Source organism: Streptomyces sp. CB01881 (assembly GCF_002953255.1).
GTDB lineage: Bacteria > Actinomycetota > Actinomycetes > Streptomycetales > Streptomycetaceae > Kitasatospora.
In genome coordinates this window covers 791,182-809,780 of record NZ_CP026498.1, presented here as the reverse complement: position 1 = coordinate 809,780, position 18,599 = coordinate 791,182, and the positions used below count along the sequence as shown (strand labels likewise).

General features: G+C 74.4%; 15 protein-coding genes and 1 pseudogene. 4 read left to right on the top strand and 12 right to left on the bottom strand.

Features of this window, described 5'->3' with window-relative positions:
* Positions 1 to 225: 225 nt before the first annotated feature.
* The 4 genes from C2142_RS03815 to C2142_RS03800 all read right to left on the bottom strand — a co-directional run bounded on the left by C2142_RS03815 (position 226) and on the right by C2142_RS03800 (position 4,239).
* Positions 226 to 609: a VOC family protein gene (locus tag C2142_RS03815; protein WP_148641078.1), complete on the bottom strand. Its 384-nt coding sequence runs from the start codon at positions 607 to 609 to the stop codon at positions 226 to 228.
* Positions 610 to 694: 85 nt separating this feature from the next.
* Positions 695 to 1,963, bottom strand: coding sequence for an SGNH/GDSL hydrolase family protein (locus tag C2142_RS03810; RefSeq protein ID WP_148641077.1), 1,269 nt, complete (start codon positions 1,961 to 1,963; stop codon positions 695 to 697).
* A gap of 447 nt (positions 1,964 to 2,410) precedes the next feature.
* Complete coding sequence (locus C2142_RS03805; protein ID WP_148641076.1) at positions 2,411 to 3,385, bottom strand: AMP-binding protein; 975 nt, start codon at positions 3,383 to 3,385, stop codon at positions 2,411 to 2,413.
* A 41-nt stretch (positions 3,386 to 3,426) separates the two neighbouring features.
* Entirely contained in the window at positions 3,427 to 4,239 is an 813-nt protein-coding gene (locus C2142_RS03800) for a hypothetical protein (protein ID WP_148641075.1), read from the bottom strand.
* A 371-nt stretch (positions 4,240 to 4,610) separates the two neighbouring features.
* Between C2142_RS03800 and C2142_RS03795 the strand changes: the two are divergent.
* Positions 4,611 to 5,120 (top strand): annotated as a pseudogene (locus C2142_RS03795) (AMP-binding protein); the annotation flags it as partial.
* A gap of 303 nt (positions 5,121 to 5,423) precedes the next feature.
* Here the strand turns inward: C2142_RS03795 and C2142_RS03790 are convergent.
* Both C2142_RS03790 and C2142_RS03785 read right to left on the bottom strand, forming a co-directional pair.
* Entirely contained in the window at positions 5,424 to 6,749 is a 1,326-nt protein-coding gene (locus tag C2142_RS03790) for an MFS transporter (protein WP_148641074.1), read from the bottom strand.
* A 3-nt stretch (positions 6,750 to 6,752) separates the two neighbouring features.
* Positions 6,753 to 7,556, bottom strand: a complete 804-nt coding sequence (locus C2142_RS03785) for a GntR family transcriptional regulator (RefSeq protein WP_148641073.1) — start codon at positions 7,554 to 7,556, stop codon at positions 6,753 to 6,755.
* 277 nt (positions 7,557 to 7,833) lie between these two features.
* Here C2142_RS03785 and C2142_RS03780 point away from each other — a divergent pair, with 277 nt between their 5' ends.
* Positions 7,834 to 8,823 (top strand): phospholipase, encoded by a 990-nt coding sequence (locus C2142_RS03780; protein WP_241002357.1) that lies wholly within the window; start codon positions 7,834 to 7,836, stop codon positions 8,821 to 8,823.
* 126 nt (positions 8,824 to 8,949) lie between these two features.
* On the opposite strand, the gene C2142_RS03775 is transcribed toward C2142_RS03780, so the two are convergent.
* The 4 genes from C2142_RS03775 to C2142_RS03760 form a co-directional block, all read right to left on the bottom strand.
* Positions 8,950 to 9,861, bottom strand: coding sequence for a squalene/phytoene synthase family protein (locus tag C2142_RS03775; RefSeq protein ID WP_148641072.1), 912 nt, complete (start codon positions 9,859 to 9,861; stop codon positions 8,950 to 8,952).
* A 266-nt stretch (positions 9,862 to 10,127) separates the two neighbouring features.
* Complete coding sequence (locus tag C2142_RS03770; protein WP_148641071.1) at positions 10,128 to 11,840, bottom strand: urease subunit alpha; 1,713 nt, start codon at positions 11,838 to 11,840, stop codon at positions 10,128 to 10,130.
* Positions 11,837 to 12,547 carry an urease subunit gamma gene (gene ureA / locus C2142_RS03765; protein WP_148641070.1) on the bottom strand — a complete coding sequence of 237 codons (711 nt, stop codon included), beginning with the start codon at positions 12,545 to 12,547 and terminating at the stop codon, positions 11,837 to 11,839. The genes C2142_RS03770 and ureA overlap by 4 nt, the downstream gene beginning before the upstream one ends.
* A gap of 131 nt (positions 12,548 to 12,678) precedes the next feature.
* A complete protein-coding gene (locus tag C2142_RS03760; RefSeq protein WP_241002356.1) occupies positions 12,679 to 13,872 on the bottom strand; it encodes an agmatine deiminase family protein in 1,194 nt (397 codons plus the stop codon).
* A 244-nt stretch (positions 13,873 to 14,116) separates the two neighbouring features.
* On the opposite strand from C2142_RS03760, the gene tatA reads away from it, so the two are divergent.
* The gene (tatA, locus tag C2142_RS03755; protein ID WP_148641068.1) at positions 14,117 to 14,377 is read left to right on the top strand and encodes a Sec-independent protein translocase subunit TatA; all 261 of its coding nucleotides are present in this window, start codon (positions 14,117 to 14,119) and stop codon (positions 14,375 to 14,377) included.
* Positions 14,378 to 14,468: 91 nt separating this feature from the next.
* Here tatA and C2142_RS39265 read toward each other — a convergent pair whose 3' ends face one another.
* Both C2142_RS39265 and C2142_RS03745 read right to left on the bottom strand, forming a co-directional pair.
* Positions 14,469 to 16,259: a serine/threonine-protein kinase gene (locus C2142_RS39265; protein WP_241002355.1), complete on the bottom strand. Its 1,791-nt coding sequence runs from the start codon at positions 16,257 to 16,259 to the stop codon at positions 14,469 to 14,471.
* A gap of 221 nt (positions 16,260 to 16,480) precedes the next feature.
* Complete coding sequence (locus tag C2142_RS03745) at positions 16,481 to 17,119, bottom strand: TetR/AcrR family transcriptional regulator (protein ID WP_148641067.1); 639 nt, start codon at positions 17,117 to 17,119, stop codon at positions 16,481 to 16,483.
* A 268-nt stretch (positions 17,120 to 17,387) separates the two neighbouring features.
* Between C2142_RS03745 and C2142_RS03740 the strand changes: the two genes are divergently transcribed.
* Positions 17,388 to 18,581, top strand: a complete 1,194-nt coding sequence (locus C2142_RS03740; protein ID WP_148641066.1) for an agmatine deiminase family protein — start codon at positions 17,388 to 17,390, stop codon at positions 18,579 to 18,581.
* The last annotated feature ends 18 nt before the right edge of the window (positions 18,582 to 18,599 follow it).

Genomic DNA, 18,599 nt, shown 5'->3' with positions numbered 1-18,599 from the left:
TGCAGGGGGGACCCTGTGGGAGAGTAGGACGCCGCCGAACAATCATTCACAGAGAACCCCCACCCGGATCCCGGGTGGGGGTTCTCTGCGTTTCCCGGAGTTCCGCGTTCCCGGGAGCTCGGCGTTTCCCGGAATTGCGGTGGGAGCCGAGGTCGGCGGGCACCGGTCTCGGCCTGTGAGGCTGAGGCCGGTGCCCGGGAGAACCGGGGACGGCCGGCGGAAGTGTCAGGAAGTCGTGGCGGCCCGGTCGGACTCACTGCGCAGAACGCAGAACTCGTTGCCTTCGGGATCGGCCAGGACCGCCCAGCCGGAGCCGTCGGGGTTCCGGCGGTCGGTGACGAGGGTGGCACCGAGACCCAGCAGCCGTTCCACCTCCTGCTCGCGCGAGGTCTCCGGGCGCAGACAGAGATGGATCCGGTTCTTGACCGTCTTGACCTCGGGCACCTGGTTGAAGTGGAGGAGCGGGCCCTCCGCCAGCAGCACCTGAACCTCCGGATCACCCGGCTTGTCCTCCGGATGGAGCGGACGGCCTGTCACCCTGCTCCAGAACCGGGCCAGCTCGTAGGCATCCGCACAGTCGATCGCCACGTTCTGCAATACCGAGACCATGCGCCCGAGCCTTCCTGATTTCCACTCCGAGCGCCACCGGGTCCTTGGCCTGTGCGAGGCCCGTCCCGGACCGCCGTCCTGACGGTCATTGCAGGCTGTCGAGGTCGATGCCGTCGGCCATGGCCCGGTAGCCGAGCGGGCTGGGGTGGAGGTGGTCGCCGGAGTGGTAGCCGTCGGGGATGGTGCCGGTGCCCGCCGGGTCGATGGCCAGGTCGAAGTCGGCCACCGCGTCGTACTCGCCGGAGGTGCGGATCCACTCGTTCAGGTCGCGGCGCAGCCGGTCGGTCTGCGGGGTCCAGAACGGCGCGCCGCCGAAGGGCATCAGGGTGGCGCCGACGGCCTTGACGCCGCGGGCGTGGGCGGCGCGGATCAGGGTGCGGTGGGCGTCGATCAGCCGCTGGAGGGTGACGGGCGGGTCGTCGCGGTCCACGCCGCAGATCTGGTCCCCGGTGCGGAGGATGTCGTTCATCCCGTGGGAGACGATCACGGTGCCGACGTCGGGCTGGTCGAGCACGTCGCGCTCGAAGCGGGACAGGGCACTGTCGCCGGCGCAGGCGGAGTCGGCGAGCATCTTGTTCGAGCCGATGCCGGCGTTGAGCACGGGGCGCGGCCGGCCGTCGGCGACGAGCCGTTCGGCGAGGCGGTCGGGGTAGCGGTCGTCCCCGTCGACGGTGGCGCCGAACCCGTCGGTGGTGGACTCGCCGAAGGCCACCACCGCCTTGCCCACCCGCCGGCCGCCGGTGACCTCGACGCCGCTGACGTAGTACCAGGAGCCGTACCCGGGGCGGACGGCGTCGCTGAACGCCGCCGCGCCGGTGTCGCCGCGGTGGTCGCCGTCGGCCCGGTAGGTCGTGGTCATGGAGAGCTGGTGGTAGGTGGCGGGGCCGGTCGGACCGTCGAAGTAGAGGGTGAGCGCCACCCGGTCGCGGGCCGCCACCGGCAGCGGCACCGGGTCGCTGAGGACCTCCCCGCCGGCGGGGACGACGACGGAGTCCCCGTGGTCGAAGTGCAATGGGCGTACGGTCCCGGGGACGACGGCCGCCCCGTCCGCGGCCCGGCCGACACTGGCCCCGGTCAGCCGCAGCGGAGCCGTCCCGTAGGCGTTGGAGAGCCGGAACCGGACCGCCTTGCCGCCCGTGCCGAGCCGCACCACCTCCCGCACCGTCTGGTGGTCGAAGCCCTGCCCGGCCCAGGTCGCGAACCAGGGCGCTGCGGAGGGGTGCATCATCGGCGCGGCCCATGCGGCCGACCAGTGCTGTCGGTGCGCCGACCCGGCCGAGGCGGGGGTGGGGGTCGCGGCGATCGACAGGGCGGTCAGCGCGGCGATGGCAGCGGCGCGGGGGAGCGGGATCATGGGGGCCTTCCTCGGGCATCGGTCGGTACGCGGCACCGGTCGGTACGCGGCGACGGTGGGGCGGGCCGGGTGCGGTCATCCGGCGCGCTCCTCGTCGGATTGCGCGGGGCTCCGGTGACCTGCGTCGCCCGGCTCCCCGTTCTCTCATGACCCTGACCCCGCGCGGCGCGGGAATGTGACACGGGAGCAGCCGCCCGGATCTCCCGGCCCGCGCGGAGCGGGTCCGCACGGGCGGGAGGGGCGGGTCGGCGGCTTGGTCGGCTGGTGAGCCGACCGCGGCCGGTCCGCCCGCCTCCCACGGTGTGGCGCGCGCGTCACGGGCGTCGTCCGGCCTCGGCACGAGCCATGGGTGCGGGGCGGGTACGGGTGCGGCGTGAGCGGTCGTCGGACAGGTCCGTGGGGCGGCATCGGGTGCCGGTCCCGGCGGCAGGGCGCCGGGACCGGTGCTCACGGCTGGGCGACCGTGTCCTTCTGCCCCGAGAGGGAGTCGGTGGGGACGGCGGACGGTCGGAGTGACCAGGGGCTGGGGCCGTGTCGCAGGTGCCAGGAGGGGCTGGGCAGGTGCTCCCGTTGCCAGTACCAGTGGTCGGGAGCGGGGGAGCCGGCGAGGTCGGGGACCGGGGCGACGAGGCGCAGGTCGTAGGCGGGCGGGGTGGGCCGGCCGGTCACGGGGGAGTGCCGCAGGACTTCCTGCAGGGAGTCCGGCCGGGCGTGGAGCACGGTCACGCGGTAGGTGTGGAGGGTCTCCCGGAGGCGCTCGGGGTGGGCGGAGCGGGCAGAGGCCTGGCAGAGGACCTGTGCGGCTCCGAGGGCCAGCGGCCCGGCGACGGCCAGGGGGTGGCGGACCAGCCAGTCGAGGTCGACCGCGCACCAGTAGACGTCGGCGGGGCCGCGGAGGCCGAGCCGGAGACCGGCCGCGTGCTCCTCGGGGGCCGGGACGGGGCGGCTGCTCCGGGCCGACGGTGCGGCGAGGGCGAGGTGTCGGCCGGCCGGCCCGCTGCCAGTGGGCACCACCAGGACCGGCGGCGACCCGGGCGGCGTGGTCCTGCTCCCGGCGGGACGCTGGTCGTCGGCCGTCACCAGCAGCCTGACGCGCCGGAGGCGTTGTCGGGCGAGCTCGTCGGACGGATCGTGGAGCGGGGGCGCCGACGGTGTGAGCGTGGTGGCGACGGCGCCGATCCGGGCGCAGGCCAGCAGTGCGGCCACGGCTTCGGGGATCAGCGGCAACTGCAGGGCGACCCGGTCGCCGGGGCCTACGCCGAGCCGGCGCATCGCGGCCGTGGCCCGGCCGACCTGGTCGGTCAGCTCTCGCCGGGTGACGACCCGGCCGGTACCGGCGGCGTCGACGGCGTACAGCGCCACCGGATCGTCCAGGGCGGTCGGTGGCGGGCAGATGGCGACGTCGGCACTGGTCGGTGACATGGCGGGCTCCGATCGGTCGGGGGCGGTCTCGGTCGGGCCGGTCAGAGGTCGCTTGGGGTGAGCAGGCCCTGGGGGCTCCACCACGCGGCGCGCGAGGCGCAGTCACCGACCACCAGGGGCGCGTCGGCACCGTCGTCGAGCAGGCAGCCGGCGCCGTCCCGGGGTCTGATCCGCAGACAGTAGGGGGTGGCGGAGCCGTCCGCCGAGGCGGCGCCCGGCTGCGGTCGACGGTCGGTGAGCTGCCAGCGCTGGACCGGGGCGTCGGGGCCCGTTTCGGCCTCGTCCCGGACCGCGACGGTGCCGTTCGGCTCGGCGGTGACCAGCCGGGGCACGGGTGCGCCGCTGGAGAGCAGGGACTGCAGCACCAGGCCGCCGTCCGGCTCGGTCCAGACGAGCAACTCCTCGCCGTTGGCGCCGGTGGGCAGCGTGCTGCCGACCGGGGCGCCGTCGGGCACGTCGGTCAGCGGGGCGTCCAGGACGGCCAGGCGGCGCCCGGAGTCGCAGGCGGTCAGCGTTCCGAGGCCCCCGTAGGTGGGGTTGCGGGGGCCGTCGGACTCGAACGCCGGGCTGCCCGTCGGTGCGCTTGCCGGATCGCCGAGGCCGCCCGGGAGCGCGCGGTCCTCCGCCGCCCCCGACCCGGTCGGGGAGACGCCCGGTGTCGCCGCCCGGTCCGCGGCGCTGCCGGGTCCCTGTGCGGCCGACGCTCCCACGGGGGTCCCGTCGTCGGCGCTCCCGCATCCGCCGAGCAGCAGCAGGGCGGCGGCCGTGAGGGTGGCGAGTGGCCGCCTCACCGGTGGGCCGGCCGTGACCACCCGCTCGGTTCGTTCCGTTGTCGTCGCCCTGCGCAGCGCCATCCGATGTTCCCTTTCCTGGCGTCCCCCGATGGGCGAGGGGCCGTACCTGTACGGGACAGCTGCGGCCGCTCGGCGGAGCCCTGTCGTCCGGGCACCGTCGGTGGTCAGGCTAGGAGCTGACGGACCGGTGGCGGATGACGGTCGGGACCGAAGGATTCGGCCGGTTGACGGGTTTCGGCTTGCAGTACGGGCCCGAAGGGTTTCCGGCCGGCGGCCGGCACGGTACCGAAAGGTTTAAGTCTGAGCACCGAGAGTTCAGCCCGATGCGGGCCCGGGCGCGCCCGGCGCCCTTGATGATCGAGGGGGCGCCGGGAGGTCACCTTCCGGCGGGACCATGCAAGGAAACGCAAGAACAGCATGAGGAGTGCGCGTTGAGCAACGAGAGCCTGGCCAACCTGCTCAAGGAGGAGCGGCGCTTCGCCCCGCCGGCAGAGCTCGCCGCAGCCGCCAACGTCACCGCGGCCGCGTACGCGCAGGCCTCCGAGGACCGCCTGGGCTTCTGGGCCGAGCAGGCCCGCCGCCTCAGCTGGGCCGTCGAGCCCACCGAGACGCTGGACTGGTCCAACCCGCCGTTCGCCAAGTGGTTCGCCGACGGCAAGCTCAACGTGGCCTACAACTGCGTCGACCGCCACGTCGAGGCCGGCAACGGCGACCGCGTCGCCATCCACTTCGAGGGCGAGCCCGGCGACAGCCGCTCGATCACCTACGCCCAGCTCAAGGACGAGGTCTCCCGCGCCGCCAACGCGCTGCTGGAGCTCGGTGTCACCAAGGGCGACCGGGTCGCGGTCTACCTGCCGATGATCGCCGAGGCGGTCGTCGCGATCCTCGCCTGCGCCCGGATCGGCGCCACCCACTCCGTGGTCTTCGGCGGCTTCTCCGCCGCAGCGGCGAGGCCCTCAACAACGTGATCCGCCACTCCGGAGCCACCGCCGCCCGCCTCACCCTCCAGGCCCCGCCCGACCGGGTCACCGTCGAGGTCGCCGACAACGGCGCGGGATTTCCCGCCCACGCCTCCGCCTCCGGCGTGGGCCTTCGCTCCATGGCCGAACGCGCCGAGGAACTCGGCGGCACCTTCACCGCCACCAACGCCCCCGTGGGTGCCGTCGTCCGCGCCGTCCTGCCCCGCAGCCAGGCCGCCGGCCGGTCCGTCACTGCCGGCCGGTCCGTCACTGCCGGCCGGTCCGTCACTGCCGGCCGGTCCGCCACCGGCGGACGAGCCGACGAGCGGGCGGGCCGTCGCGTGTGGGGCCGGGGCGCGCGGGGCCGGGGTCCTCCGCCTCCGGTGCCCGACGCATGGTGCGAAGCGGTGAGGCGAAGCCCGGGACGAAGCTCAGCGTCATGCCGACCGCGCCGATCCACAGGGTGGTCCTCGCTCCCAGCGCGGCGCCCGCGGCTCCGCCCAGGACCGCGCCCACCGGCAGGCCGCAGCCGGACAGGAACCGGGTGGTCGCGCTCATCCGGCCGAGCATGCCGGCCGGGGTGAGCGCCTGTTGGACGCTCGACTGGGCGACGACGCGCACGACGCCGCCCAGGGAGAGGGCCGCGAGCCCGACCGCCGCCACGGGGACGGTCCAGCCGGGGTGGGCCAACGGCATCAGGACCGTCGGCGGGCAGGTGACGAGGGGCGCGAGCCAGCAGACGGGACCGGGGCCGAACCGTGCGGACAGACGCCTCGCGCAGAGCGCACCCACCAGGGCGCCGCAGCCCATCCCCGACAGCACGAGGCCGATGCCGGCGGAGTCGAGGCCCAGCTCCCTGGGCAGCAGGACCAGCAGCATGGCCTGGTACACGGCCAGGAAGACGAGGAAGAACGCGTCCCCCAGCACGGTCGCGCGGAGCACGGGACTCGTGAGGACGAACGTCAGGCCCTCCTTGACGCCGCGGAGCAGCGGGGGCCGTCCGGCGGGCTCCGGGCGCCGTTCGCGCTTCCGGATGCCGGTCGCGAGGACTCCGGACACCGCCATCCCCAACGAGCTCGCCAGGAGCGCGGCAGGGGGCCCTGCCCAGCCGACCAGCGGGCCGGCCAGCGCCGGGCCGCCGATGCTGGTCACGGAGCGCACCGCCGAGATCTTCGCGTTCCCCTCGACGAGATCCTCGCGTCCGACCAGGTGCGGGACGCAGCTGACGTGCGCGGCGTCGAAGACGGCGGTCAGCGCCCCGTGGACGAGGGCCACCGCGAGCAGCCAGCCCACGGTGAGGAGGCCGGCCCACCACGCGATCGGTATCGTCGCGAGCGCCAGTGCCCGTACGAGGTCGGTGCTGATCATGACCGTCCGCTTCGGCATGCGGTCCACCCATGCGCCGGCCGGCAGTCCGGCCAGGAGCGAGCCCGTGGTGACCATCGCGGTCAGCAACCCGACGTGGAGCTCGTCGGCGTCGAGGGCCGCGACGGCGACCAGCGGCAGTGCCAGGAACATGATGCGGTCGCCCAGTTGGCCGGCGGCGGTCGCGGCGAGCAGGCGCCCGAAGTCGGGGTCGCGCACGAGTCCGGGGCGCGGAGACGACGGCACGGGTCACCGGCTCCGGGTGGTGGTCCGGCGTGCCGCGGGATCCGGCGGCACCGGGGGGTCGACTCCGAACTCGTAGACCACCTGCCGCCGTCCGTCCGGAATGACGATGTCGGCGGTCTCCACGGGGCGACCGCCGGTGTCGTAGATGGTCCGCTCGATCCGGAGGACCAGGTCCCCGGGGCTGATCCCGAGGAGGTGTGCCTGCTCCCGGGTGGCACGGGCCGGGCGGGGCCGCTCGACCACGGTGCCGACCGCCACGCCGATGGCGCGCATGCGCTCGACGACGCCCTTCCCCGCGTACGGTCCCGTCTCGGGGAGCACGACCGGCGTGCCGCCCGTGATGGCCATCGGCTCCCAGGAGCGGGAGAGTTGGACGGGTCGGCCGTCGGCGAGGAACTCGTAGTGCGTGGTGACGCAGGGGTCCCCCGGGCGGATGCCGAGCCGCTCGGCGACGGGCCCGGTGGCCGGGACGCGCACGAGGCTGTGCGCGTCCCAGGCGTCGGCCCTGCCCCGCTCCTCCGTCCGGGCGGGGGGAGCGAGGCCGGCGCGGTGGCCGAGGTGCCGGGAGCGGACCGTCGGGAGGCGCTCGCACGGGACCCTGACGTAGGTTCCCGATCCCGCGCGTCCTTCCAACAGGCCCTCGACGATCAGGCGTTCCACGGCTCGCTGCGTGACGTTCCGTCCGACCCCGTACTCCTCGGCGAGCCTCGTCCGCGACGGCAGGCGGCTCCCGACCTCCCACTCTCCCGCCAGGACGCGTGCGCGCAGTGCGTCGCTCACGGCAAGGTACGGCGCCTCCCTGGGCAATGTGCTCCTCCGGTCGCTCTCCGGCCTGGTCGCTGGGTGGTGCCAGGCGGCATCCACAAGCTATTCCACGGGCCGAAAGCTGCTGGAGTAGCAGCGCGCGCCCGGTCGGCGGAGCGGGGGCTGCGGCGGGGGCGGGCCGGCGGCGGGTCGGTGGTTCCCCGCACCTCTCGGGGAACCGGGGACCGCTCCTGCCCGGATCCCGTGTCCATTTGCCGTTTGTCAACGTACAGTTGGTGAGGTGTCCGCGTCAGATATGTCGACAGAAGGAGTGCGTTTCTTGATCACTCAACTCGGGCACGGGGCCGGCCGGCGGATCTTACCGGCGCTGGTGGCGGCGCTGTGCGGGATCATCGGAGCCACCGCGCTCGGTACGACCCCGGCGGCGGCGGCCGATCAGCGTCACGCGATCTACGCCATCGCGCACCGGGTCGACACCCTGGACGGCGTCGACGCCGCCCTCAAGCACGGCGCCAACGGCATCGAGATCGACGTCTGCGCCTGGTGGAACCCGAACGAATGGCGCGCCTACCACGACTGTTCCTCGGCCGGTGACTCCCGGCTGGGCCCCAGCTTCGACAGCATGATCGACCGCATCGTCTCCAACGCCAACGCAGGGCGCCGGCTGGCGCTGGTCTGGCTGGACATCAAGGACCCGAACTACTGCGGGGAACAGCAGAACCGCGGGTGCAGCGTCGCCGGACTGCGCGACAAGGCGCAGCGGCTGACGGCCGCCGGGATCCAGGTGCTCTACGGGTTCTACGAGTACCACGGCGGCAACACCCCGGACGTGGGCGGCCGGGGCTGGCAGAGCCTGGAGGGAAGGCTCGGCGGCCTGGAGGGCATCACCACGACCGGGACCCGCGACCAGGCCCGGAACGCCTTCGACCGGTCCGGTTCCGGGTTCCCGGCCGGCCACCGGGCGATGGACTACGGCGACAGCGACATCACCAAGGGGTTCGGCAACTGCACGGAGCCCAGCTACAACACGTGCGCGGAACTGAAGAAGGGCGCCGCGGACCGCGCCGCGGGACAGCTCGCGGCCACGCTGTCCTGGACGACGACCTACAACGATCCGTGGTACGTCGACAAGCTGCTCGGCGACGCGCGCGTGGACGGCATCATCGCGGGCTACGGCGCCTTCACCGGCGTGCGCGAGTACGACGACAGCTGGCAGTGCGCCAACGCCGTCAACCTCGTCCGTGACTGGGTGAACCGTCACGGCGCGACCCACCGCATGGCCACCAGCGGGGACCGCCTGTTCAGGTAGCGGGCCCCGTCACCGCGCCGCGCCGCGCGGGCCGTTCCCGGGCCTGGCCGGGTCGTCCGGCCCGGGCGCCCCGGGCGGTCCGCGCCGCGCGCGCCACCCGGGGCGCGGTACGGCCCCGGGTGGCGCTCAGCGGTTCAGGCGGCGCGCCCGGAGGTACTCGCGGCCGAGCAGGCGGAGGGCGGCGGGCTTGGCCGGGCCGGCCGAGCGGCGCAGCAGGGCGGGGATGTCGGCCCGGGCGGCGGCGCTGGTCAGCTCGTCCAGGCCGATCATGCAGCGGACCATGGGCTGGTGGGCGGCCGGGACGAGGCCGATCAGGGCCCGGCCCTCGGCGAGGGTGCGGTCGACCTGGTCGAGCCGGTCGGTGACCATCGTCCGGACGGCCGGGAGGTTGCGGGCCTGCTCCAGGTCGGCGCGGGTGACCCCGTGCCGGTCCAGGTCCTGCGCGGGGATGGTCAGGCGGCCTTCGGCCAGGTCCTCGGCGAGGTCGCTGACGAAGTCGAGCCGCTGGCTGGCGTCGATGAAGGTGCGACAGGCGGCCCGGTAGGCCGTCTGGTCGCCCTCGGGGCCGAGCAGGGTGGCGACGACCATGAACGCGGGAAGCGAGTAGCCGTCCACGTAGTGCTGGTAGTCGGCCTCGGTGGCGAACCCGGCGAAGTCGAGGTCGGCGGCGGCTCCGGCGAGGTGCTCCGACGCGCGGTCGCGCAGGGCGGGGTGCACGGCGACGGTGTTCAGCAGCGGGCGCAGCTCGGGGTGGGCGGTCCCACCGGTCGCGAGGCTGTCGGCGGTCTCCTGCTCCCAGCGCGCGTACGCCGCCCTCCGCTCGTCGAGCGGGCCGCTGTCGAGCAGGCTGTCGGTGCGGTGCATGAAGGCGGTGGCCGCGATCACGTGCGGCACGAGCCGTGCCGGCAGGAGGAGTCCGGCGGCCAGTGCCGCCTCCCGCTTGTACTGCGTGACCTGTCGGCGCTGCCGGCTGTAGTCGTCGCGTAGTCCCGGGTCGTCGATCCCGGCCGCGTCCAGCGCGCGCTCCCAGCTGCCCACTCGTGTTCGCCCTCTCCCTGGTCGGTGTTCCCCCGAGCCTAGACGGCGGCGGGTGGCGTCCGGGCAGGGGGCCGTGGGGCCAGGGGGAGGCACGGCGCGGGTGGCCGGGTCCTCGCTGCACCTCCGGGCAGGGACCCCGCCCGGACGGGCAGCGGCGGACCGCCCCCCGCGGTCCGTCCGGCCGCCGGCCCGGCCTTGGAGGGGAGGGCGAACCGGCGGCCGGCGGTCGGATCGTGGCGGGTCCGCGGCCCGGCTCAGAGGAAGTATCAGAGGAAGTAGAGGCGGTTCAGCGACACCTCGTGAGCGGGGTCGGAGTGCAGGGGGGTGCCGTCGAGGGTGACGAGGCCCTTGCCGGAGTCGACGAGGATCTCGCCGAGACGGCTGTTGCGGACCAGGTCGGCCGGGCCGATGCCGCGGGTGTGGCGGACGCCGACGCGGCGGCGCCGGGTGGTCATCGTGTCGTACGGGCGGGCCCCGGTGCCGGCCTCGGCCGCGGCGCGGCTGACGAAGGCGACGGAGAGGTCGGCGGGGGTGGCGCCGTGGGCTCCGAACAGGGGGCCCAGTACGAGGGGCTGGCAGGTCTCGGTGGCGGCGTTGGGGTCCCCGGTCACGCCGTAGGCGGGGAAGCCGGCCTTGAGGACCATCTGCGGTTTGGCGCCGAACGACGCGAAGTTCCACAGCACGACGTCGGCGAGCTTGCCGACCTCGATCGAGCCGACCTCGTGCGAAAGGCCGTGTGCGATGGCGGGGTTGATGGTGAGCTTGGCGATGTAGCGCAGCACGCGCTCGTTGTCGTCGTCCGGGCCGTCGCCCTCCATCGGGCCGCGTTCGGCCTTCATCTTGCCGGCCATGGCGAAGGTGCGGCGGACGGTCTCGCCGGCGCGGCCCATGCCCTGGGCGTCGGAGGACGTGATGCCGATGGCGCCGAGGTCGTGCAGGACGTCCTCGGCGCCCATGGTGCCGGCCCGGATGCGGTCGCGGGCCATCGCGGCGTCGCCGGGAAGGTCGGTCTTGAGGCCGTGGACGGAGACGATCATGCCGTAGTGCTCGGCGACCGCGTCCCGGCCGAACGGCAGGGTGGGGTTGGTGGAGGAGCCGATGACGTTGGGCACGCCGGCCATCTTCAGCACGTTGGGGACGTGGCCGCCGCCGCAGCCCTCGATGTGGAAGGCGTGGATGGTCCGGCCGTCGAGGACGCGCAGGGTGTCCTCGACGGAGAGGCATTCGTTCAGGCCGTCGGTGTGCAGGGCGACCTGGACGTCATGGGCCTCGGCGACGGACAGCGCGGTGTCCAGCGCGCGGGTGTGCGCGCCCATGTCCTCGTGCACCTTGAACCCGCAGGCGCCGCCCTCGGCGAGGGCCTCCACGAGCGGGGCCGGACGGGAGGAGGAGCCGCGGCCGAGGAAGCCGATGTTGACGGGCCAGGCGTCGAAGGAGTTGAAGGCGTGGCGCAGCGCCCAGGGGGAGTTGACGCCGACGCCCCAGGCCGGGCCGAACTCCTGGCCGATGATCGTGGTGACGCCGGAGGCGAGCGAGGCCTCCATGATGCGGGGGGACATCAGGTGGACGTGGGTGTCGATGGCGCCGGCGGTGGCGATCAGGCCCTCGCCGGAGACGATCGCCGTCCCGGTGCCGACGACCACGTCCACGCCGTCCAGGGTGTCGGGGTTGCCGGCCCGCCCGATGGACGCGATCCGGCCCTCCCGGATGCCGATCGAGGTCTTGCGGATGCCCTGGACCGCGTCGATGACGAGGACGTTGCTGATGACGAGGTCGCAGGTGTCCCGGACGGCGGCGGCCTTGAGGTGCAGGCCGTCGCGGGCGGTCTTGCCGAAGCCGACGAGGAACTCGTCCCCCGGGGCCTGCGAGTCCGACTCGACCCGGACGACCAGGCCGCTGTCGCCGAGGCGGACCCGGTCCCCGGCCCGCGGGCCGTGCACGGCCACGTACTCGGACGCCTCGATGATGGTGTCGCTCACTCCGTGGTCTCCCGCTCGTCGTCGCCGTCCGCCCCGAGGTAGCCCTGTGCCGCCGCGCGGAGCAGGGCCTCCCGCCGGACCCGGGGCGAGTCCAGCGGGCCGTCGACGAGGCCGGCGAAGCCGATGGCGACGCGCTCGCCGCCGATCGGCACGAGGCCGACCTCGACGGTGGCGCCGGGGTCGAAGCGCACCGTGGAGCCGGCCGGGACGGCCAGGTGGGTGCCGTAGGCGGCGGCGCGGTCGAAGGCCAGGCGCGGGTTGGTCTCGAAGAAGTGGAAGTGCGAGGTGACCGAGATCGGCACGTCCGAGGTGTTGCGCACCGTCAGGGTGCGCACCGGCTCGGGCCCGGGCCCGGTGCTGCCGTCGGGGATGACGGCGCCCGGTGCGGCCCCGGCCAGGCCGCCGCCGCCGAACGGGTCGGCGACCACCGCGAGCCGGGTGCCGTCGTCGAACACCGCCTCGACGTGGATCTCGGTGACGAGGTCCGGCACTCCGGGCAGGACGTCGTCGGGGCCGAGGACGGAACGTCCCCGCTCGACGGCCTCGGCCAGCCGCCGTCCGTCCCGGGCCGCCTCGCAGACGGTGTCGGCGATGAGCGCGGTGGCCTCGGGGGCGTTGAGCCTCAGGCCGCGGGCACGGCGGGCCCGGGCGAGTTCGGCGGTGGTGAAGATCAGCAGGCGGTCGCGTTCGGTGGGGGTCAGTTGCACGGTTCCCCCCGGTCGGTGCCGGTGGGGGCGGGGTCGTACGGGCCCATGGCCTCGGGTCTCCTCAGGTGTGGACCGGCACGCGGGTCCGGGTGCGTGCCGGGGGTTCTGCTGGGGGTGGTGCGCGGGCGGGATCAGCCGGCCGGCTGGTCGTGGGTGGCGCAGTGGATGCCGCCGCCGCCGGACGCGATGGTGTCGATGCCGAGCGGGACGATCTCGCGGCCCGGGAAGTGGTCGCGGAAGACGTCCTGGGCGTGGTCGTCGGCCCGGGGATCGCCGAACAGGGGCAGGTAGACGCCCTTGTTGCCGATGTAGAAGTTCATGTAGGAGGAGACGAAGGAGTCGCCTCGGCCGGTGATCTTGTCCGGGTCCGGCTGGCCGATCTCGACCACCTTCAGCTTCCTGCCGGTGGCGTCGACCGCCTCGGCGAGGACGGAGCGGGCCTGGTCGGCCGAGCGGGACCAGACGTCCGCCGGAGTGCCGGGGAAGGCCCGGTCCAGGAAGACCACGCCGGGGGCGGCGAAGCGGGCCAGGCAGTCGACGTGGGCGTCCGTGATGTCCTTGCCCCGCACGCCGGCGAGCCAGATCACCCTGCTGACGCCGAGGGCCCGCTTCAGCTCCTCCTCGACCTGGTCGCGGGTCCTGCCGGGGTTGCGGTTGTCGTTGACGACGGAGCTCTCGGTGACCATGAGGGTGCCCTGGCCGTCGGTCTCGAAGGAGCCGCCCTCCGCGGTGAGCGGGGTCTCGACGCGCTCGATGCCGTACTTGTCGAGCACCGCCCGGGCGATGCGGGCGTCGTTGGTGTGCTCCTGCTTGCCGCCCCAGCCGCTGAAGTTGAAGTCGACGCCCTTGACCTTGCCGCCCTCCTCCACGAACACCGGCACGGTGTCGCGGGCCCACAGGTCGTCGACCGGGACGGAGAGCAGTTCGACGTCCGATCCGCAGGCGTTGCGGGCCGTGGCCTCCTGGCCGGGCCGGACGAGCAGGACGACCGGTTCGCGCTGGCCGACGGCCCGGGCCACCTCGGCGATGTCCTTGCGGACGGCCCCGATCTGGCCGCCCCAGACGTTCTCGGAGGCGGGCCAGGCCATGAAGGTCCGCTCGTGCTTCTCCCACTCGCCGCCGAGCCTGCGCCCCCGCGCGGGGGCGGCCGGCGGCTCCGTCGGAGCGGCGGACGGCTGCCCGGGGGCGCCGGAGGGCGCGGTCGCCGGGTCGGCGGGGTCGTCGGCCTCGGCGTCGGCGGCGCAGGCGGTCGCGCCGAGCGCGATCACACCGGCGCCGGCGAGGGAGCGCAGCACCGTGCGGCGTGCGAGAGGGGTCTGGGACACGGTGTTCTCCGGTGGTGCTGGGGGTGGATCGGCTTCGGCGGAGGGGACGGGCTCCGAGGGGGAGCGGTCCGCACGGGGACGGCGGGCGGAGAAGACACCCGGCCCACCGGCAGCGCCGGACCTGAACCATCGCATTGACTGAAAAATCAGTCAAGCTTTACGGTGAAGTGGCGAGAACCCGACATGATCTGCGCCGCCGAGCGCGCAGGGTCGGCAACGACGACGAAAGGCCGGTGAGGCAGAGGTGCTGCGCAATGGTCTGGAGCCCTGGCACGTCCTGGTGATGGTGGCCGTCCTGGTGCTGCTCTTCGGTTCCAAGAAGCTGCCCGACATGGCGCGCGGCCTGGGGAAGTCGATGCGCATCCTCAAGGCCGAGACGGCGGCCATGCGGGAGGGGGACCCTCCGGCCGAGGGGACGGCCGCCGAGGCGGTCCGGCCCCCGGCCGCGACGGCTGCCGAACCCGCTTCGGCGCCCGGGGCCGCCCGGCAGCAGCGGCCGTCCTGAGGGTGGTCGGCGCCCTCGACGTGCGGCGGGCCGCGTCCGCACCCGGCGGTTCCCGCGGGCCGGGCCGGGCCGGGGCCAGGCCTCGGCCGGTTCAGCCGTTGCGGCGGTAGTGGTCCACGGAGACCCGGACCGGCCGGTCCGCGTCGGCGGTCGAGAGCACCCGGACGACGGCGACGTTCCGGCCGTCCGGGGAGCGCAGGCAGAAGGCGCCGCGCTCGACGGCGCTGAACGGGACCCGCGCGGCGGGGTGGCCGGCGAGGCCCTTGAGGCACTCGGGGAGGCCGAGGCCGGTGCCCTGGCCGATGTAGGCGGCGGCGTTCTCCGGGATGAGGAACTCGCTCTCGTTGCGGCTCACGTACCAGACCGCGCTGTCGGCCGGGACCACCGTGCCCGAGGCCAGGTCGAACTCGTAGCCGGAGTCCGCCGAGGTGAGCTCGACACCGCGGTAGGCCACGGTGTAGCCGGCGTCAGGGGCCGCGGCGGGCGGGGTGGAGGGCTGGGCGGAAGGTTGGGCGGAGGGCGGCGGTGCGGCGGAGGTCGCGGGGGCGCCCGGCGCCGGCGTGGCGGTGGGTGCGACGGACGCGGGAGCGCTGGAGACCGGGTCGTCGGCGGCCGCCTCCGTGTCGTCCGGGTCGTCGAGCAGGAGCACCATCCCGGCGGCGCCGACGAGCAGGGCGACGGTGGCGGTCAGTGCCGTCCGCCCGAGGGTGCGTCTGCGGCGCTCCCGCGCCCGCTCCTCCCGGCGCGGCGCGGCAGGCTGTGCGGACGACGCCGTGCCGGCGGCCCCGGGCGCGGGCGTCGGGTCGGTGGCGGCCGCGACGACGGTGGGTGTCGGCGGGAACGGGGACGCGGGTGCGGCCGGGTGGGACGGGGCCAGGACCGTCGCGGCCGAGTCCCAGCCGGCACCGGCGGCGGCCATGACGGTCGCGGCGTCCGCGGGAGCCGCGGCGGGCACCTGCGGGAGGTCGGCGTGCCGGGTGATCTGGCTGGTGAGCGGGTGGGGAAGCCAGTCCTCGCCGAACCTGAGGTGCCCGCCCACCGCCGGGTGGTTCCGGGCGGCGGCGATCACCTCGGCGGTGGTCGGGCGGTGCTCGGGTTGCTTGGCGAGGCAGTGCAGGAGCAGGTCGCGCAGGCCCGCCGGAACCCGGCTGAGGTCGGGGTCCTCGTGGACGGCCCGGTAGAGGGTGGCGGGGTCCGGTCCGTCCCCGAAGGGCGGGGTGCCGCCGGCGACGTGGACGGCGAGGGCGCCGAGGGCGTAGACGTCGGTGGCGGGCGTCGCGGCCCGGCCGGTGGCCTGCTCCGGGGCCATGTAGGCGGGCGAGCCGATGCGCAGCCCGGTGCCGGTGAGCGCGCTGGCGTCGGCCGCGCGGGCGATGCCGAAGTCGATCACCCGGGGGCCGTCGGCGGCGATGAGCACGTTGCCGGGCTTGAGGTCGCGGTGGACCACCCCGGTGGAGTGGATCGCCTGGAGGGCCTCGGCGATGCCGGCGATCAGCAGCAGGACCGTCCGTTCGGGCAGCGGGCCGAACCGTTGCACCACCTGCTGGAGGGAGGGGCCCGGTACGTAGGTGGTGGCCAGCCACGGTGTGGCGGCCTCCACGCCCGCGTCGACGAGCTGCGCGGTGAACAGCCCGTGGATCCGCCGGGCGCTGGCCACCTCCTGGGCGAAACGGGCCCGGAACTCAGGGTCCCCGGCCAGCTCGGGCCGCACCACCTTGAGTGCCACCGGCCGGCCGCCCGGGGTGTACGAGAGGTACACCCGGCCCATGCCGCCGGCGCCGAGCCGTGCGTACAGCCGGTAGCCGCCGACCTCGCGCGGGTCGTCCGCGGTGAGCTCCTGGAAGACCGGTAGCAGGGTGAGGGGGGATCGGTCAGCGGACATGCGGACTGCCTCTCTCGGCGGACGGGGTGGAACACGGGACCGGGCACGCCCGGCTTCGGCCGTACGAGGGCCCGGTGGGGTGGGCCTGGCGGGCGTCGGCGGCTTCGGCGGGTTCGCCCGAGGGCACGGGCGGCACGGGCGGCACGAACGTCGCGGGCGATGAGCCGGCGCGAGCGCACGAGTGACGGGCGCGACCGGTCCCGCGGAGTTTAGATGGTTTTTCAGCCCCGGCCGAATCCGGCCCCGCTGGTCGGGCGGGTGCCGTGGGCCGGCTCGGCCGCCGGCCGGCAGCGTTCCAGCTCCGTCTCGATCGCGCCGCTGAGCAGGCTGCGCGCGTGCCCGACCGGCAGGGAACCGCTCAGCCAGCGCACGCTGAGGCCCTCGACGAGGGCGGTGAGCCGCTCCGCCGCCGCGGCGTGTGCCGGGGCGGTGCCGGTGGGGTTGGCGCGGGCGAGCAGTTCGGCGACGTCGTGCACCCAGGTGTGGGTGGTCCTCGCCAGTTCCTCGCGCAGGTCCGGCTCGAAGACGGCGGTCGCCCTCAACTCGCCCCAGGCGGTGCTGTTCTCGCGTACCTCGGTGGTGTCCTGGAGCTCCAGGAGCAGGACCTGCTCCAGGTCGGCGCGGGGGTCCGCGGCGCGGGCCGGGGCGGGTTGCTCCTCGGCCGTGTAGCGGTCCGCGCGGTCGCTGATGAACTCCAGGGTCTCCCGCAGGATGCCCGCCCGGTCGGTGAAGTGGTAGTAGATGAGCGAGGTGGAGACGCCGGCTTCGGCCGCCAGTTCGCTCACCCGTAGCCCGCGTACGCCGCGCCGGGCGATCACCCGGGTGGCGGCCTTGAGAATCCCTGTCCGACGGTCTGGCATGGTCGCCAACCCTACCCGGTTCGCGGCTCGGCCGGCATCAGATCCTGATCACAATTTCAGCATGCCTCCGCCGAGCCGTTCCCGCATCCTGCCTGGTGGGCGCTGGCGTGCCCCAGGGCACACCGTCCGTATGCAGGCCTGGGCGGGTTCAGTCGATGCCGGGCTGGGGGTGGGGCGCCCTTCGGCGCCTCCAGGGCTTGACTGAAAATTCAGTACGGTGAAAGATGCGGGCACCCCACTTCCTCCCACCTCTCCTGGGGAGCGATTCATGAACACCACCCCCACTCCTTCGCGTCGCAGCCTGCTCCGCTTCGGTGCGGCCGCCGTGCCGCTGGCCGCCCTCGGATCGGTCCTCCCGGCCGCCGCCCAGGCCGCGACCGCCTCCGCACCGGCCCCGGCGGGCTCCTCGACGGCAGCCGTACCGCGACTGCGGATGCCGGCCGAGAGCGACCGGCACGTACGGACCTTCATGGCCTGGCCCGCGCTGTCGTCGATCTGGAGCACCCAGCTCTCGGCGGTCCGTGACGACATCGCGCGGGTCGCGTACGAGATATCCCGGTACGAGCCGGTCGTCGTGCTCGCCCGCCCGGCCCAGGCCGCCGACGCCCGGTACTACCTCGGCCGGGGCGCCTACTACCCCATCACCGTCGTCGAGATCGCCAACGACGACCTGTGGATCCGCGACTTCGGTCCGACCTTCGTGGTCGCACCGGGCACCGTCGCGGGCGTCGACACCAACTTCAACGGCTGGGGCAAGACCGGCACCCCGTACTACCAGCGCTTCGACGAGGACGCCGCGGCCGCGGCCACCCTCCTCGCCGAGTACCGGGTCGACCGCGTCCAGGCCTCCTTCGTCGGTGAGGGCGGCGCCCTGGAGACGGACGGCCAGGGCACGCTGCTGGCCACCGTCAGCTCGCTGGTGAACCCCAACCGCAACCCCGGCATGTCACAGGACCAGGTCGAGCAGGCCCTGCGGACGTCGCTGGGCATGGACAAGGTCATCTGGCTCGCCGGACTGGCCGGCCAGGACATCACGGACTACCACGTCGACTGCCTGGCCCGCTTCACCGCACCCGGCCGGGTCATCCTCGACAAGCCCGGCCCCGGCACGGCCAAGATCTGGGCCGACGTCTACGAGCAGGCCAAGCAGGTCCTGCGCACCGCCACCGACGCCCGCGGACGGTCCCTGACGATCGTGGAGCTCCCCGGACCGGACCGCACGCGGATCCGCGGCCGCGGCAAGGACTTCCTGTCCAGCTACACCAACTTCTACACCGCCAACGGGGCCGTGCTCGTCCCCCAGTTCGGCGACGCCTCCGCCGACGCCACGGCCTGCACGATCCTCCAGGCCGAGTTCCCCGACCGCGACATCGTCCAGGTCAACATCGACAACATCGCCTCGGGCGGCGGCGGCATCCACTGCGCCACCCAGTCCCAGCCGGTCGCTCCGCCGGCCGTCTGACCTCCTGGCGGCCCGTCC